This is a genomic window from Staphylococcus sp. Marseille-Q5304, assembly GCF_943737015.1.
GTDB classification, from domain to species: domain Bacteria; phylum Bacillota; class Bacilli; order Staphylococcales; family Staphylococcaceae; genus Staphylococcus; species Staphylococcus hsinchuensis.
This window is the reverse complement of record NZ_CALSFP010000001.1, coordinates 14,643-29,684: the sequence shown is the minus strand read 5'-3', so window position 1 is coordinate 29,684 and position 15,042 is coordinate 14,643. Positions and strand designations below refer to the sequence as shown.

Genomic DNA, 15,042 nt, shown 5'->3' with positions numbered 1-15,042 from the left:
ATGTAAATACTTTCTTCTTAAATTTAAATGTGTTTTAATGCAACTATAATAGTTACATTAAAAAGGGGAATAGATAGTTATGAACTTTGAATTTAACGTTGCAGTTCATTTGTTAACATTTTTAGCTAAGCATGATGATGAACAATTTAGCAGCAAACAATTAGCAACATTAGTATGTGTTAATCCTGTGCAATTACGTAGAGTAAGCAAACCATTATTAGAGAAACAGTTTATTACTTCCACTCAAGGACAACGTGGTGGTTATAAAGCAAATGAAAAAACTAAAAAGGTTAAACTATCAGAGCTCTTCCAATTATTTCAATCTACAAAATCAACACGCCGTTTATATACGGGCAACCAAAGTAGTGAATGCTTAATAGCGAGTCGCGTAAGCAAAGTGATGGAAAAACATGCACAACACGAATGCGAAGTTTTAACGAACTATTATGAAAAATTCACGATTGAAGAGACATTGCATAGTATTTTAGAGGAGGAAAAAAATGAATAACTTTGATTTAATTATCATTGGATTTGGAAAAGGAGGAAAAACTTTAGCTAAATATGCTGCAACACAAGGTCAATCGGTTGCGGTAGTTGAACAGTCACAAAAGATGTATGGAGGCACATGTATTAATATAGGGTGCATCCCTTCGAAAACTCTTGTACATGATGGCGTTTTAGGGAAACAATTTTCAGATGCGATTCAACGAAAATTTAATGTGGTCTCAGCACTCAATAGTAAAAACTACCACAACTTAGCTGATGAAGAGAATATAACGATATTTGATAATAAGGCACAATTTGTATCTAATAACGAAATCGCTTTATATGATAAAGATGGCAATCATCAACAAACCATCATAGGAGATCATATTGTTATCAATACTGGTGCAACACCTGTTATCCCGCAAATTAAAGGAATCGAATCTTCACAACATATTTATGATTCAACGGGTATTATGAATTTGACTAAACAACCAGAACAACTTGTGATTATTGGTGCGGGTTATATCGCATTAGAATTCGCTTCAATCTTTGCCAATTTTGGAACACAAGTCACTGTGTTAAATCGACATGAGTCTATCTTGCCAAATGAAGATGCAGAAATTGTTCAAGCTATAGAGGAAGATTTGGACGATAATTGGATTAATATCGTACACAATGTGGAGACTACAAACTTTACTGACAATGATCAAGGTGTGACAGTTTCTACTACGAAAGGTGATTTTCATGCCGATGCAGTATTAGTCGCAACGGGGCGTCAACCTAATACTGACTTAAACCTTGAACAAACAGATGTACAACTTGGTTCTCACGGTGAGATTAAAGTGAATGAACATTTACGTACGGACGTCCCTCATATCTTCGCCTTAGGTGATGTAAAAGGAGGTCCTCAATTTACATATGTCTCGTTAGATGACTTTAGAATTGTTCGTGACCAACTATTTGATACAGGCAAGCGTACAACTGACAATAGAGGGGCTATCCCATATACGATGTTTATTGATCCCCCATTATCCCGTGTCGGTTTAACTGCAGAGCAAGCACGCGAGCAAGGTTATGAAATTTTAGAAAATCGTTTACCAGTCAAAGCTATCCCTCGTCATAAAATCAATAACGATGCACGCGGTTTATTTAAAGTTGTGGCAAACAAAGAAACAGGACATATTCTCGGTGCATCCCTTTATGGTCTGCAATCTGAAGAATTAATCAATATGGTTAAATTAGCTATAGATCAAAACCTTACCTATGACGTCTTAAGAGATAATATTTATACGCATCCGACAATGATTGAATCCTTTAATGATTTATTCAATTTATAGGTAAAGTATGAGAAACCCCCATTTAAATGGAAGAAACACGGCAAAGGATTCACTGTTGAATCTATAGCAACGTATAGAGCCACCTCAGTTCTAACACTGACGTGGCTCTTTTTTTAAATATTAAATTATGCTTCATTTTCAACATTTTTACCAACAGGTTCCCATTTAATTAAGAAAGTAACAAGGAAACCGACAAAAGGAACCGCCGCGAGTATTAACATTGTGTTAGACAGACCTGCCGCAGCTAAGACGACCGGGAAGACAAACGTCCCACTAATGCTACCTAAGCGACTCACGGATTCGACGACTCCAGTTGCACGTCCACGTAGACTTGTCGGGAAGGACATCGCCCCAATTGTCTTACCTTGTGTACCTGGACCACCAGCATGGCCAAATAAGAACACTGCTACAAATAACGTGTTAAAGATCATTGGTAATGATTTATACATTAAACCGATACATAACATGGCTAGCAGTACTAAACCGAAACCAATCATCGTTAGCTTGCGTGCTCCGAAACGCAATGTGAACTTTGCACCGAAATAAGCACCTACAATCCCAGCAATGTTAACGATTGCTGTCCCTAATAAACTTTCTAGTTTCCCGTCACCAATAATGTAAGTTGCGATGAGTGGTATGTATAACCCTATCGCATAGTATTGCATCCCTTGTAAAGTTGCGATGGCGGTTGCTAAAGCTAGTCGAGGGAAGTAGCGTTTACTTAATAACGCTTGAAGTGCTTGATCTGATTGCTTCTTCACTGGTGTCGTTGTATCATCTTCAATTAAATTCACCTTGAGATGATAATGTTGTTCTACAAATTGAGCCGCTTCGTTTAACGGTCTGTGATTGACAATCCATATCGGACTTTCATCTAAATATTTCAGTCTTAAAATGTACAACACGAGTGCAATGACTGCCCCAAAACCTACTGCGAAACGCCATAAATGATCGCCTGTCCCAAGTAAGAAGAACATAATGACACAAAGAGCCGAAGCAACCATAGAAATGTACCATACCACTTGCCAGTAGTTGACGTTACGACCTTTATCACTTTTATTACTAATTTCTGCGATATATGTAAATACGACTGGACTATCCATTCCTATCGCAAATCCCATTACAAACCGACATAGAATGAGTAAAATCACATTCGGTGAAAATGCAGCACCTAATGCTGTGATAATTAATAGAAGGAGCGACACGGAAAATATCTTTTTTCGGCCAATTTTATCAGCGAAACGCCCGCCCAATATCGCACCGAATAATGCACCGAATGGCATCACTGTCATAACGACTGATAACATCGTAGGACTTAAGTGAAATTCCTTTTTAATCTGATCAGTCGACGTACCTAATATTGTTAGATCATATGCATCTAAGAATACCGTCCCTAGCGCAATAAATAACAACATTTTCGATGTCTTTTGCGTATCAATATTTTCGACAATCTCTAGTAAGTCACGTTTGTTACACACCTGCAACTGTTTCATCTAATCAAACCCTTTTCAGAAATTTATGTAATACCCATTTATTGTATCTCATAACTGTTAAGTGATTATTAAAATGGTAGATTAAGTCTTTGCGGAAGATTTTAAAAAAGCCAACCTCAAAACTCCAAACAAGCTTTGAGGTTGGTTATCTTTATATATAAAATTTTCCTACTTTGAACTAAATCAACTTATCTTTACTGAATTTATTATAAATCCATCTCATAAGTAAAGTGAATGTAATAAATAATCCAATATAACCGAATACTTTAAAAACAAAGTTAACAAGGTCGACAAAACCAACAAAACTGAGCACGAATGATAATACTAATGATACTGTAAGTAGTATTGTGTATTGTTTTGTTCGAGGTTGGGTAAATCTTTTTAAGAAAGGATACAACATCCCGATACAACTATTGAAGATTACACCGAACATAACGGCTGACATGAGTATAGCGACTAAAGGATGAATATCTTTCGCTAATAATAACGTAGGAATATCAACTTTATTGGCTGTTTCAATGTTGGCCAATAAACCTGCAACCATGATGATTAATAAAATACTAAATGCAAGACCACCTAAAAAAGCGCCTCGTCTTGCAGTTTTATGACTGATCGCATCATTCCCTACTATTGTTAAGAAACTGAAACTATTGCCAATGATTAAACCACCATATACTACCGCATCCCACCACCAAACATGACTTGAGGTCTTTGAACTATCAATATGACGACCCACTTCTGAAAATGGAATTGTCGGATGTAATATATTTGTTCCAGCAATGATAAATACTACGATAACTAGAAACGGTGTGACAAACCCTAATACCTTTAATATCTTGTCAAAATTCAACTGCAATACGATAAATAATAAAATGACAATAAGTAAAGATCCTACCCAAATAGGCAAATGAAAGCCTTGATTTAACGCTGAACCCCCACCTGCTACCATGACAACGGTCAACCCAAATAGGAAGAATATAATTAAGAAATCAATAAGTTTTCCGAGTTTGTCTCCAAATAAGTGATTTAAAGAAATATCATATGTATCTGCATCTACTCTGTAACCAAGTTTCGAAATTTGTCTCGTACCAAACGTAACGATAATGCCTGTTAGTATAGCTCCAATATAAGCAAAATTCCCATAATTTACAAAGAACTGCAACAACTCTTGACCCGTTGTAAAACCAGCTCCAACAATAAAGCTTAGATAAGCAAGCACAATTTTAATAGATGCTTTATTATCTTTACTTAACATGTTATCACCTTTCGCTCAAAGTATTTTTACATTTATAGCTTAACATACTTTGTAAAATTAATTTTTTATAAGAAAAGTCATGTTGTTAGTTATCTCAAAACATTTTAAATCACAATTAAAATATCGCGTAATTATTTCATTTTACACTTAATATTTAATATAAGTTTACGTGATATTTACTTTACGACTAAATAGATTTGCTAAACTGAATATATAATTTTCAATTAAGGGGGAATGAATTTTGAAGAAGATCACTACGACTTTAATGGCTTCTGCGGCATTACTTGCACTCTTACCTTCTGTATCTCATGCCACTACAACTAAGCAACCAGCTGCAAGTACACAACAACCAGAAGCATCACAACAAGGGACTCAGCAAACATCTACGACACAACAAACAACTTCAACACAGCCACAAACACAATCTTCTCAATCAGAAACACAACAAACTTCAAATAATCAAGGTGTTTCTATTCACGATATTCAAGGTGAAGGACATCACTCACCATACGACGGTAAAAAGGTAAATAACGTACAAGGTATTGTTACATATGAATACGAACTATATGGTGCGAAATACGTACATATTCAAACACCCGATAGCATGAAAGACGATAATCCAAATACTTCTGAAGGTTTGATTGTCTACATGGGTAAAAATGATTACGGCGTACAAAAGGGTGATTTAGTCAACGTTAAAGGGACAGTTGATGAATATTACATCGATGGATATGCCGATAAACAACAAACTGACTTACCTGTGACACAAATCAATGCACGTGATGACCGTGGTGGCAACGTTTCTATAGAGAAACGTAATCAACAATTACCTCAACCGGTTCAAATCAAAAACGTACCAAATAAAATTTCAGCGAATGATCAATTCCAGACATTCGACCGAAACAAATACGCAATTGATTACTGGGAATCACTTGAAGGCATGCGCGTTCAGACAAATGATGTGAGAGCGGTTGGCCCACAAGAACACGGAGACGTCTTTACAGTACAAGATAGTCAACCAGAAGAAACGACACATGGCGGCGTAAGATTAACACCAAACAATCAACATGGCGAACGCATTCCTTTCAAAATGTATGACAACTATCAAGCCCGTGACTTCGATGTGAAGACTGGCGATAAGTTTAAAGGCCCTATTATCGGTTATGTAAACTACGGTTTCCAAAACTATAAACTGAACGTTGATTTAGATGATATGAAACGTGCACATGTAGATGGTCAATCACAACCTGAACCGACAACAATCCAACCAAGTAACCAAAAGTTAAATATCGCTTCTTATAACTTAGAGAATTTCTCAAACAATACAAAAACGACAACTGAAGATAAAGCTAATAAAATCGCTGGTGGTATTACTAAAAACATGAAAAACCCTGATATTATCGGTGTGACTGAAGTTCAAGATAACGACGGTCCTAATGCTGGTGGCCCAAATGCCAACGAATCTTACCAACGTTTAATTAATAAAATTAAACAAAATGGTGGTCCTGAATACAAATACGTTAATATCGACCCTGTGATGAATGCTGATGGTGGTCAACCTAACGCAAACATCCGTGTAGGTTTCTTATATAATCCTGAACGTGTAGACTTCGATGATTCAATCAAACAAGGTGACGCGAATACACCAGTTTCTTATAAAAATGGTAATTTAACTTTAAATCCTGGCCGTATCGATCCACAAAATCCAGCATTCGATGATTCAAGAAAGCCATTAGCTGCTCAATTTAAATTCCATGGCGAAAAAGTCATCGTACTTGCAAATCACTGGAACTCTAAACGTGGTGACACGCCATACTTCGGTAGCCAACAACCACCACAATTACCAAGTGAAACGCAACGAACTGAAATCGCTAATGCAGTTGGCCGTTTCGTGCAACAAGTTCATCAAGAGAACCCTAACGCAAACATTGTGTCAGTCGGCGATTACAACGATTTCCAATGGTCTAAACCATTAAAAACTTTAGAAGGTAATCATATGCACAATATGATTTATAGCTTACCAACATCTCAACGTTATTCTTATAATTACCAAGGTAATTCACAAGCATTAGACCACGTACTCGTTTCTGATAACCTTGCAAATTATACAAAGTTAGATCCAGTACACGTAAATAGTGACTTTACAGAAGTTTCAGGTCGTGCGAGTGACCACGATCCATTACTAGCACAACTTGACGTAAAACAAAAAGCAAGAGATCAACATAGACAACAACGTTAAAGAGAATAAAGTATAAATAGAAACAGTCGGGCATCTTAAACAGGTGCTCGACTGTTTTTTTATTGATATTAATTGTTAAAGCATATTGTGTTACACCGAACTCGTTTAAAACAACTAGAAGCTCAAAACCCTCGGAATCATGAAAAGATAATTTCATATGTCTTCTAATTTTCCACTTCAAATATACCCTTACCCTAACAATTTTGTGATTTAATTGAATTTTTTCTGAAAAAGTTTCATACATCTCAAATAACCTTTATGACAAGGCTGAACGACATCATTTCGAGTCAGAAACCGTCTAATATACACGTCATTTTGACAAATATAGTTGTCAAAATGACTAAAGTAATATATATTATAGGCGAGGAGTTGATAAATATTGAGAAATCGATTGAAAGAATTACGTGCACGCGATGGCTACAATCAAACTCAACTCGCAAAGAAAGCCGGCATCTCCCGGCAAACCGTTTCTTTAATCGAGCGAAACGACTTCACGCCATCCATTCTAACCGCAGTCAAGATTGCACGTATATTTAACGAACCTGTAGAAAACATATTTATCGTAGAGGAGGAAGATTTATGAAAGTAGGACGTTATTTAATGATGGTACTTTTTGGGGGGATAGTTGGTGGAATAATTGGCGGACTGATTGGTGTATCAGAAAATATCAATTTATTAGATCGCAATAATTTTGCTAATCATCATTACGTAAGCATTGTGTCCACTATTGGCATAGTTATAAATATATGCTTAATGATCGCTTTATTTTTCGTACAAAAAAAGGCATTAAGTTATAAAAGAAAGATAGATAATGATGAAAGCGATACTGATGCAGACTTATACGAAAGAAAAGCAAACATTGAACTCCTAAAATCTAATTTCATTACTTATTTAAGTATTTTTATAGTAATATTGGTAGTCTTTCTTGTTGCAATAGGAAATAGTACCAATGACAGTGACCAATTATATATGCTACTACCAAATATAATCACAGTTATCCCTAGTGTGATGTATGGTTTCTTTATTCAAAAGTTTGACTCGCGTTACCCAAAATTAGGTGAAAAAAATTATACAGAAAAAACTTTATATATGATGGATGAAGGTGAACGTCATATTGCATTGGTATCAATGTATAAAATATATACATTCAATATTATTATGCTCATGGCAGCTGGTTTATTATTGGGCATATTCTCTTTAAGAACAAACATCAACCAAGCACCTGGATTACTCATTATATTAATATTATTTTGTTATAATACATTTGGTTATATATTTAAAATTCGTAAATTTTATAAATAATAATTTAATTGTGTCACTTGGGAAATATCGAATATCTTAAAGAAATGGGGCTCGTCATGGAACATCTATTGAACGTACATAATTTAAATAAATCTTATGATAAAGCAGAATTTAAACTTTCTGATATTTCATTATCTATTAAACCGAAAGAGGTTGTTGGTTTAATTGGAAAGAATGGTTCAGGTAAATCAACTTTAATCAATACGTTAGTAGGTAATCGCTTTAAAGATTCTGGTGAAATTCAAATTTTCGACCAAATTGTGACTGGCAATGATTCAAGTCATAAAGAACATATCGGTGTCGTGTTTGATGATTTACGTGTTCCAAATAAATTAGCGTTAACCGATATTAATAAAGTGTTTCAGAATATCTTTGAAACTTGGAATAGTGATAAATTTTTCTCAACTATCGATTATTTTGACTTACCTAAAGACAGACTCATCAAAACATTTTCACGAGGCATGCGTATGAAAGCTGCCCTATCCATCGCATTAGCACATGACAGTCGTTTACTCTTCTTAGACGAAGCTACTGCAGGAATGGACGTTTCAGGGCGTGAAGAAGTGATGGAAATATTGGAAGACTATATTGCTGAAGGTAACGGTGTGTTGATTTCTTCTCATATTTCAGAAGATATTGAGCAACTCGCTACAAGATTGGTATTTATGAAAAATGGTCAAATCATCTTAGAAGAAGATAAACAGTATTTATTAGACCACTACGGCATTATTGAACAACCTGAAGCAGAATTCAACATTCCAAATCATACTTTAGTTGCGACGAGAAAACGAAATAATACATGTATAACACTAGTCAATCGTAGAGAAGAAGTCACAGGAGCACGTCCAATTGAAGGTATAGACGATGCCACCAAACTGATTATGCGAGGTGATAGATAATGAAAGGTTTAATGTTAAGTAGTTTTTATACTTCGAAAAAATCACTGTATACAAATCTCGTTATAGGCATTATTGCTAGTATTCTATTCGCATTCATCAACCCATACATGTGTTGTTTTTTACCTATGGTTTTCCTAATTTCACCTGTTACAGACAACATCAAACATGAAAAGGACTCAAAATGGATGTATTACATTTCGACTTTACCGACAGGACGCAGCCTTTATGTTAAAGGTTATTACGCATATTTCGGGATACTCATATTAGCAGGCCTCATCCTCGGGAGTATAGTTTCATTAATATTTACACAAAGCTTTAAAGTCATGTTAGTTACTGCCCTAATTGGAATTGGAGCTGCTGGTGTATATACCATTATCTTTCCATTAACATTTAAATTCGGTCCTGAAAATTCAAACGTGATAATGATAGCTGTCGCAATCATTATGTTATTAATTTATTTTGTATTCTATTTTGGTATTATTTTGCCAAACATCATCAAATCTGACTTTTCTTATACAGCAGCTGCAGAAATACCTAGCACATTTATCGGCGCAGGCATATTTGGCGTTTTTGGTCTGATCAGTATTGTTGGCTCATACCTATTATCGTTAAATGTATTCAAAAAACAAGACCTTTAAGTTTTGGTTTACTCAGAAAGTTGATCATTATTTCGATTTAGATTTCATTATTTAAAAGCATGAATGTTTCACGTAGAACACGGACTAAAATGTGATATGAAAAAGCGTCTGGGTGTGTGACCCGGACGCTTAATTATTATTATAACTTTCTTCAATATATGGTTTTGCTTTTTCTAAGTCATGTTGGTTTTTAATTGTGATAGATAAATTCCCCGTACCGTAATGTCCAACATTCGTCACATCACGAGTGAAGCCTGATTCAAAGTTTACTTGTGTTAAATCTACTTTAACGTAAAGTTGTATTTTATTTTGTTTAGGGTACACTTCTACACAAACAAAGTTTTTAATTCGTTTAAAGGCAATGTAATACTTTAATTCCTTCACTTGTACATCATCACCCAATGCATCTAAATAATCATACAGTTCATGATATAAATCCGTCAGTTCTTGACCTGCTTTTTCAATATTCTCATTAACTGTAAGTTGTATTGGATGATTGGCAGTACTACTTGATGATTTTTGATTTACGTAACTCTCAGCATTTTTCGCTACTGTAGCATTAATTAAATCTAACATTAAATATTGGTTATCAAATTGTTTGTAACGGTAGAGTTCAATATTACGATTAATTTGTTGAACAGCGTATTCGTCATATCTCGTAAACCCGCCAGCAATACATAATAAGCGAGGTGTCTTCCAATCTATCTTGTCAGAAACCTCTTTACCAACCTTTTTCATTACCAATAATTCAAATTCTGCTTTATGATCCATTAACCAATCTAAATAGAATAGCCCTTGATTAATAACATTTTCATTTGTCGCACGTTTATATTCTAGTATTACAGGAGAATAGTTCTCATCAATGCCCAAAGTATCTATGCGACCTGAATGTTTTTTACCAGTTGTATATTCAGAGGCTAAAAATGTAATACCTAATAAACTTTCTGTATTATGTTCAATAATCTCTTGAAGCGACCTTTCTATAACAACAGCCGCTCCCTTTAATTCATAAGCCTTCTCACCAGATATATCAAATAACTTGATATCACCCATCCTTAGCCTCCTTCACGAACTTTTGTAGGAAATCTTAAACAAACATCTTTTGTAAAAAGCCTTTTTTGCGTTCTTTTAATAAATCGATTTTTTTAGATTGATTTTCAATCATTTTATCGATATTATCTAAAAAATCAACAATTCTTCTTTGTTCTTCTAATATAGGTAAATGAACTTTTAATTTTAAAAGTTCATTTTTTGAAACATTAAAACGTGTAGAGCCTTGAGCTATTATAGTTATTCTCTTTCTTAACTGACTGCTTCTTAAAATTCTCGCTAAATATATTGGTTCAATATTTTTTGTGGTCACCCTAAACCCAAAACAAAAACTATTTAAATACATATTCTTTGCACTATATAACCATATTGAACTCATTCCTGCTTCATGTGGAGTTTCTGAGGAAGTTGTAATTAATATATCTGGTTCTGTTGCAAAGTAAAAAAATATAGCTAACCACTAATTTATCATGTCAGTGTTCGCTTAACTTGCTAGCATGATGCTAATTTCGTGGCATGGCGAAAATCCGTAGATCTGAAGAGACCTGCGGTTCTTTTTATATAGAGCGTAAATACATTCAATACCTTTTAAAGTATTCTTTGCTGTATTGATACTTTGATACCTTGTCTTTCTTACTTTAATATGACGGTGATCTTGCTCAATGAGATTATTCAGATATTTCGATGTACAATGACAGTCAGGTTTAAGTTTAAAAGCTTTAATTACTTTAGCCATTGCTACCTTCGTTGAAGGTGCCTGATCTGTAATTACCTTTTGAGGTTTACCAAATTGTTTAATGAGACGTTTGATAAACGCATATGCTGAATGATTATCTCGTTGCTTACGCAACCAAATATCTAATGTATGTCCCTCTGCATCAATGGCACGATATAAATAGCTCCATTTTCCTTTTATTTTGATGTACGTCTCATCAATACGCCATTTGTAATAAGCTTTTTTATGCTTTTTCTTCCAAATTTGATACAAAATTGGGGCATATTCTTGAACCCAACGGTAGACCGTTGAATGATGAACGTTTACACCACGTTCCCTTAATATTTCAGATATATCACGATAACTCAATGCATATCTTAGATAGTAGCCAACGGCTACAGTGATAACATCCTTGTTAAATTGTTTATATCTGAAATAGTTCATACAGAAGACTCCTTTTTGTTAAAATTATACTATAAATTCAACTTTGCAACAGAACCATTAATAGGATGATGTACTTGGAGATTAAAGAAAATTTAGAAATTCTAAACCTTATTGTTCAATTGATAAATATAGGTTTTATTCCATTATTCGGAATTATAGTCAGTAAATTTAGAAGCAGGGAAAGAATTATGAATCAGAATAAAGAAAAATTGGGGCGTTGGATTGGTAATATCTTTTTCTTTATAATAACTACTGTCATTATAGATTTAGTTTTACTAGTAAGTATTATGGAATTATTCATAAATAATGATATAAGCTTAAAGGAAATCGGTTTACATAAGAAAGAAATTGGACAAATCTTTATTATATTTACAATATTTTCTGTATTATATGCATTTTTCTTAATGCCACTATGGACAAAAGATAAAAGATATCTTGAAGTAGAATTAGAACATGTTAAGGGCGAAAAAAAACTATATACCGTTTTAAATCGAAACAAAATAATGGGGAAAGATGTTTTATTTTATAAGGATAAAAATAATTATAAAGAATATGAAGAAGATATAGATAGAATTAAACAAAGAGAGGGTAGAATTACATTTATACCCAAAAGAAAATCTATATTTAATATTAATAGGGAATCTATAGAAGAAAGTAAAATTTTCCCTATATGGTTTAGATGGGTAGTATTTATATTTATAGCTCTTGCATCTTTATTTGAAACGTGGAATGCCTTAGAAATGATATATGGCATATGGATGAGCGATTTGGGATCACCTTTGATAGGATTTAAAATAGTTATATCTAGTTTTCCTTGTGTAATATTTGCTTATTTTATTATTATCTTATTCTTTCTATATAAAAATTGGTTGGGGAAAAACAGGTTGGTTTACAAAAAAAGAAAACGCTAAATTAATTAGTTTGTATGGATATAATATTCGACATAATTCAACTTATCGGAAGTGAATATGCTTATGTATTTACAAATGATATAATAATAGAGTCGCCTATCTCTCAGGCGTCAATTTGACGTAGAGAGGAGGTGCATACGCGATGTCTGAAATCTTTGTGAACATCATGACCACAGCAGCAAGTGGTTGTCTCGTTGCGCTATTTGCGCATTGGCTACGCAAGCGTAATGACGAATAGGCGACTAGTCACACCAAAAAATCCCCTTACTACGGCCATAGTAAGGGGATTTGGTGCATACATGCCTGATAATCTTTGTTAATTACATTGTAACACTATAATTGGTAGGAATGCAAAATCGCATATCTAAAATTATACATTTTTCTTTTTAAAAGCGAAAATAACTAATGCTAAAAAGATAATAATATAAACAATGTTCCCAATATATAGTTCATGTAACTCTAGTTTAGTCATTTTTTTGAATACTTCGTTATCTAATACTTGTGTACTTAAATTTAACATGTTGATAGGGTTCCATTTTAACCATTCCCATTGAGCAATTGCCGCAAAGAGTATGCCTGAAATAACAGAAGAAGCAAAGTAGAAGACAATTCCTACAGCAATCGAAACACCTGGTGATTTTAAAAGGCAAGAAATTAATAATGTTAAACTCAATATTAACCACATACCAATATAAGTAGCTAAAGCAGTTAACAAGTGCTCTTGTAACAGTGATAAATTGTCACCAGATTGTTTTAAAATATCCATATCAGAAAATAGGATTAATTTTAAACCTAAGCTTATCAAAGTAGTAACAATAAATAATATTAATGAATAAATAAATAAAGCGCTAAATTTACTTAAAATAATACTCATTCTTGAGTAGTTTCTATAAAGTAAGTTCTTAATTGTACCATAGTGGAATTCCATAGTGATTATGGTTGCTGCTTGAATAATCATTAAGAAGAAGATCCAAGAAAATCCTGTATACCCTTGTTTGAACTGTGATTCTGGCTTAAGTATATCTTCATAATTATTACTTAAAACTGCCATAGCAATCATTAGAATAAATATTATAATTGGGATAATAATGGATGATTTCTTTTTAAATATCTTATAAAGTTCTTGATTAATTAAAGTGCCCATTACGATTGTTCCCCCTTTTGATCAATAATATTAAGTAATATATTTTCTAAATCACTTTCATTTGATTGGTTCAATTCTTCCATAGTAGTCTCTTTAATAATTTTACCTTTATCAATAATTAAAATTGAGTCTGTAACTTTTACAAGTTCACTTAAAATATGACTAGATATTAAAAAAGTTACACCTTGATTTTTAAAGTCTATAATCGTCTCTCTCACATTTTTTACGGCTTTTGGATCTAAGCCGTTCATTGGTTCATCTAAAATAACTAATTTAGGATGATTTAAAAGTGCCAGAGCGATACCTAGCTTTTGTTTCATTCCTAATGAATAAGTTTTTGCTTTACTATGTATAAAATCATTCATTTCTAACTTATCAACAATTTGCTGAATATTACTTGTGTCTTTATCTTCATTAATAAGCTTCATATTTTCAAAACCAGTAAGAAATGGATATAATCCAGGATTTTCAATTAAAGCACCTATATCATTACTTTTATTTAAAGTATGTGATTTTAGAGTCCCAGATTGATAGCTGGATAGACCTAAAATAACCTTCATTAACGTTGTCTTTCCTGCACCATTCCCACCTACTAATCCAATAATATCGCCACTGTTTAGTGTGAAAGATACATCTTTTAGAATTTTTTTACTTTTGATATTTTTACTAATTTCGTTCAAAGTTAATAATTCCATAGTATTCCCCCTTTTTGGTTTTGTGACTTATATATCAATATTATCAAACAAACAATTGTAAATATATAGTATTGTGTGATATTGATACTATTTAAATTAAAAAAAGTGTATATATTGTCAAAAAGATTATACTATTAAGGGTACACTCTAGTCATACAAATAAACTAGTTACGGTTATGATAACTGTAACTAGTAAAAAATTTAGTTATAATATTCCAATATATATGGAAATAACTATTAATAATACTACTATGTAAGAGATAATGTTTACGGCATAAAATTCATTAATACTTTCTCTATCGTTTTGTTCTATAAGATAATAAATTTTATGTCTATCATTTGAATTTAAATCTTTAGCTTTAATTGAGGACCTATTAATCTGTTTACTGTACTCTTGAAAATTTGTATTAAATTTCATAACTTTATAAACGTTT

Annotated in this window: 16 protein-coding genes; 9 read left to right on the top strand and 7 right to left on the bottom strand. The window is 33.1% G+C overall.

What is annotated here, in order from left to right:
* Positions 1-79 precede the first annotated feature (79 nt).
* Both hypR and merA read left to right on the top strand, forming a co-directional pair.
* Positions 80-508 carry a redox-sensitive transcriptional regulator HypR gene (hypR, locus tag NGI30_RS00165; protein ID WP_251521852.1) on the top strand — a complete coding sequence of 143 codons (429 nt, stop codon included), beginning with the start codon at positions 80-82 and terminating at the stop codon, positions 506-508.
* Positions 501-1,823 carry a hypothiocyanous acid reductase MerA gene (gene merA, locus NGI30_RS00160; protein WP_251521849.1) on the top strand — a complete coding sequence of 441 codons (1,323 nt, stop codon included), beginning with the start codon at positions 501-503 and terminating at the stop codon, positions 1,821-1,823. The genes hypR and merA overlap by 8 nt, the downstream gene beginning before the upstream one ends.
* A gap of 125 nt (positions 1,824-1,948) precedes the next feature.
* Here the strand turns inward: merA and NGI30_RS00155 are convergent, their stop codons facing one another.
* Positions 1,949-3,316 (bottom strand): MFS transporter, encoded by a 1,368-nt coding sequence (locus NGI30_RS00155; protein WP_251521846.1) that lies wholly within the window; start codon positions 3,314-3,316, stop codon positions 1,949-1,951.
* A 178-nt stretch (positions 3,317-3,494) separates the two neighbouring features.
* Positions 3,495-4,571, bottom strand: a complete 1,077-nt coding sequence (locus NGI30_RS00150) for a YkvI family membrane protein (protein WP_251521843.1) — start codon at positions 4,569-4,571, stop codon at positions 3,495-3,497.
* A gap of 241 nt (positions 4,572-4,812) precedes the next feature.
* On the opposite strand from NGI30_RS00150, the gene NGI30_RS00145 reads away from it, so the two are divergent.
* From NGI30_RS00145 to NGI30_RS00125, 5 genes are all read left to right on the top strand, one after another.
* Positions 4,813-6,810: a DUF8508 domain-containing protein gene (locus NGI30_RS00145; protein WP_251942378.1), complete on the top strand. Its 1,998-nt coding sequence runs from the start codon at positions 4,813-4,815 to the stop codon at positions 6,808-6,810.
* A gap of 379 nt (positions 6,811-7,189) precedes the next feature.
* Positions 7,190-7,393 carry a helix-turn-helix transcriptional regulator gene (locus tag NGI30_RS00140; RefSeq protein WP_251521837.1) on the top strand — a complete coding sequence of 68 codons (204 nt, stop codon included), beginning with the start codon at positions 7,190-7,192 and terminating at the stop codon, positions 7,391-7,393.
* A complete protein-coding gene (locus NGI30_RS00135; RefSeq protein WP_251942377.1) occupies positions 7,390-8,112 on the top strand; it encodes a DUF3169 family protein in 723 nt (240 codons plus the stop codon). The genes NGI30_RS00140 and NGI30_RS00135 overlap by 4 nt, the downstream gene beginning before the upstream one ends.
* 56 nt (positions 8,113-8,168) lie before the next feature.
* Positions 8,169-9,011, top strand: coding sequence for an ABC transporter ATP-binding protein (locus tag NGI30_RS00130; RefSeq protein WP_251942376.1), 843 nt, complete (start codon positions 8,169-8,171; stop codon positions 9,009-9,011).
* A complete protein-coding gene (locus tag NGI30_RS00125; protein ID WP_251942375.1) occupies positions 9,011-9,649 on the top strand; it encodes an ABC-2 transporter permease in 639 nt (212 codons plus the stop codon). Before NGI30_RS00130 ends, NGI30_RS00125 begins: the two co-directional genes overlap by 1 nt.
* Positions 9,650-9,778: 129 nt before the next feature.
* Here the strand turns inward: NGI30_RS00125 and NGI30_RS00120 are convergent, their stop codons facing one another.
* From NGI30_RS00120 to NGI30_RS00110, 3 genes are read right to left on the bottom strand one after another with little or no spacing between them, the layout of a single operon-like run.
* Entirely contained in the window at positions 9,779-10,702 is a 924-nt protein-coding gene (locus NGI30_RS00120) for a DUF5655 domain-containing protein (RefSeq protein WP_251942374.1), read from the bottom strand.
* 34 nt (positions 10,703-10,736) lie between these two features.
* Positions 10,737-11,150: a restriction endonuclease subunit S gene (locus NGI30_RS00115; protein ID WP_286009872.1), complete on the bottom strand. Its 414-nt coding sequence runs from the start codon at positions 11,148-11,150 to the stop codon at positions 10,737-10,739.
* 33 nt (positions 11,151-11,183) lie between these two features.
* The gene (locus NGI30_RS00110; RefSeq protein ID WP_001105987.1) at positions 11,184-11,858 is read right to left on the bottom strand and encodes an IS6-like element IS257 family transposase; all 675 of its coding nucleotides are present in this window, start codon (positions 11,856-11,858) and stop codon (positions 11,184-11,186) included.
* Positions 11,859-11,932: 74 nt separating this feature from the next.
* On the opposite strand from NGI30_RS00110, the gene NGI30_RS00105 reads away from it, so the two are divergent.
* Together NGI30_RS00105 and NGI30_RS00100 are read left to right on the top strand one after the other, a co-directional pair.
* Positions 11,933-12,769 carry a hypothetical protein gene (locus NGI30_RS00105; protein WP_251942373.1) on the top strand — a complete coding sequence of 279 codons (837 nt, stop codon included), beginning with the start codon at positions 11,933-11,935 and terminating at the stop codon, positions 12,767-12,769.
* Positions 12,770-12,911: 142 nt separating this feature from the next.
* Complete coding sequence (locus NGI30_RS00100; protein WP_014287283.1) at positions 12,912-13,007, top strand: type I toxin-antitoxin system Fst family toxin; 96 nt, start codon at positions 12,912-12,914, stop codon at positions 13,005-13,007.
* A gap of 132 nt (positions 13,008-13,139) precedes the next feature.
* Here the strand turns inward: NGI30_RS00100 and NGI30_RS00095 are convergent, their stop codons facing one another.
* Together NGI30_RS00095 and NGI30_RS00090 are read right to left on the bottom strand one after the other, a co-directional pair.
* Entirely contained in the window at positions 13,140-13,913 is a 774-nt protein-coding gene (locus NGI30_RS00095; protein WP_096811251.1) for a DUF2705 family protein, read from the bottom strand.
* Positions 13,913-14,608: an ABC transporter ATP-binding protein gene (locus NGI30_RS00090; RefSeq protein WP_002512557.1), complete on the bottom strand. Its 696-nt coding sequence runs from the start codon at positions 14,606-14,608 to the stop codon at positions 13,913-13,915. The genes NGI30_RS00095 and NGI30_RS00090 overlap by 1 nt, the downstream gene beginning before the upstream one ends.
* Positions 14,609-15,042: the final 434 nt, after the last annotated feature.

Excerpts from the sequence above, each read along its gene's own strand:
- hypR (WP_251521852.1), top strand. The coding sequence starts at position 80 with ATGAACTTTGAATTTAACGTTGCAGTTCATTTGTTAACATTTTTAGCT.
- merA (WP_251521849.1), top strand. The coding sequence starts at position 501 with ATGAATAACTTTGATTTAATTATCATTGGATTTGGAAAAGGAGGAAAA.
- NGI30_RS00155 (WP_251521846.1), bottom strand. The coding sequence starts at position 3,316 with ATGAAACAGTTGCAGGTGTGTAACAAACGTGACTTACTAGAGATTGTC.
- NGI30_RS00150 (WP_251521843.1), bottom strand. The coding sequence starts at position 4,571 with ATGTTAAGTAAAGATAATAAAGCATCTATTAAAATTGTGCTTGCTTAT.
- NGI30_RS00135 (WP_251942377.1), top strand. The coding sequence starts at position 7,390 with ATGAAAGTAGGACGTTATTTAATGATGGTACTTTTTGGGGGGATAGTT.
- NGI30_RS00130 (WP_251942376.1), top strand. The coding sequence starts at position 8,169 with ATGGAACATCTATTGAACGTACATAATTTAAATAAATCTTATGATAAA.
- NGI30_RS00125 (WP_251942375.1), top strand. The coding sequence starts at position 9,011 with ATGAAAGGTTTAATGTTAAGTAGTTTTTATACTTCGAAAAAATCACTG.
- NGI30_RS00120 (WP_251942374.1), bottom strand. The coding sequence starts at position 10,702 with ATGGGTGATATCAAGTTATTTGATATATCTGGTGAGAAGGCTTATGAA.
- NGI30_RS00110 (WP_001105987.1), bottom strand. The coding sequence starts at position 11,858 with ATGAACTATTTCAGATATAAACAATTTAACAAGGATGTTATCACTGTA.
- NGI30_RS00100 (WP_014287283.1), top strand. The coding sequence starts at position 12,912 with ATGTCTGAAATCTTTGTGAACATCATGACCACAGCAGCAAGTGGTTGT.
- NGI30_RS00095 (WP_096811251.1), bottom strand. The coding sequence starts at position 13,913 with ATGGGCACTTTAATTAATCAAGAACTTTATAAGATATTTAAAAAGAAA.
- NGI30_RS00090 (WP_002512557.1), bottom strand. The coding sequence starts at position 14,608 with ATGGAATTATTAACTTTGAACGAAATTAGTAAAAATATCAAAAGTAAA.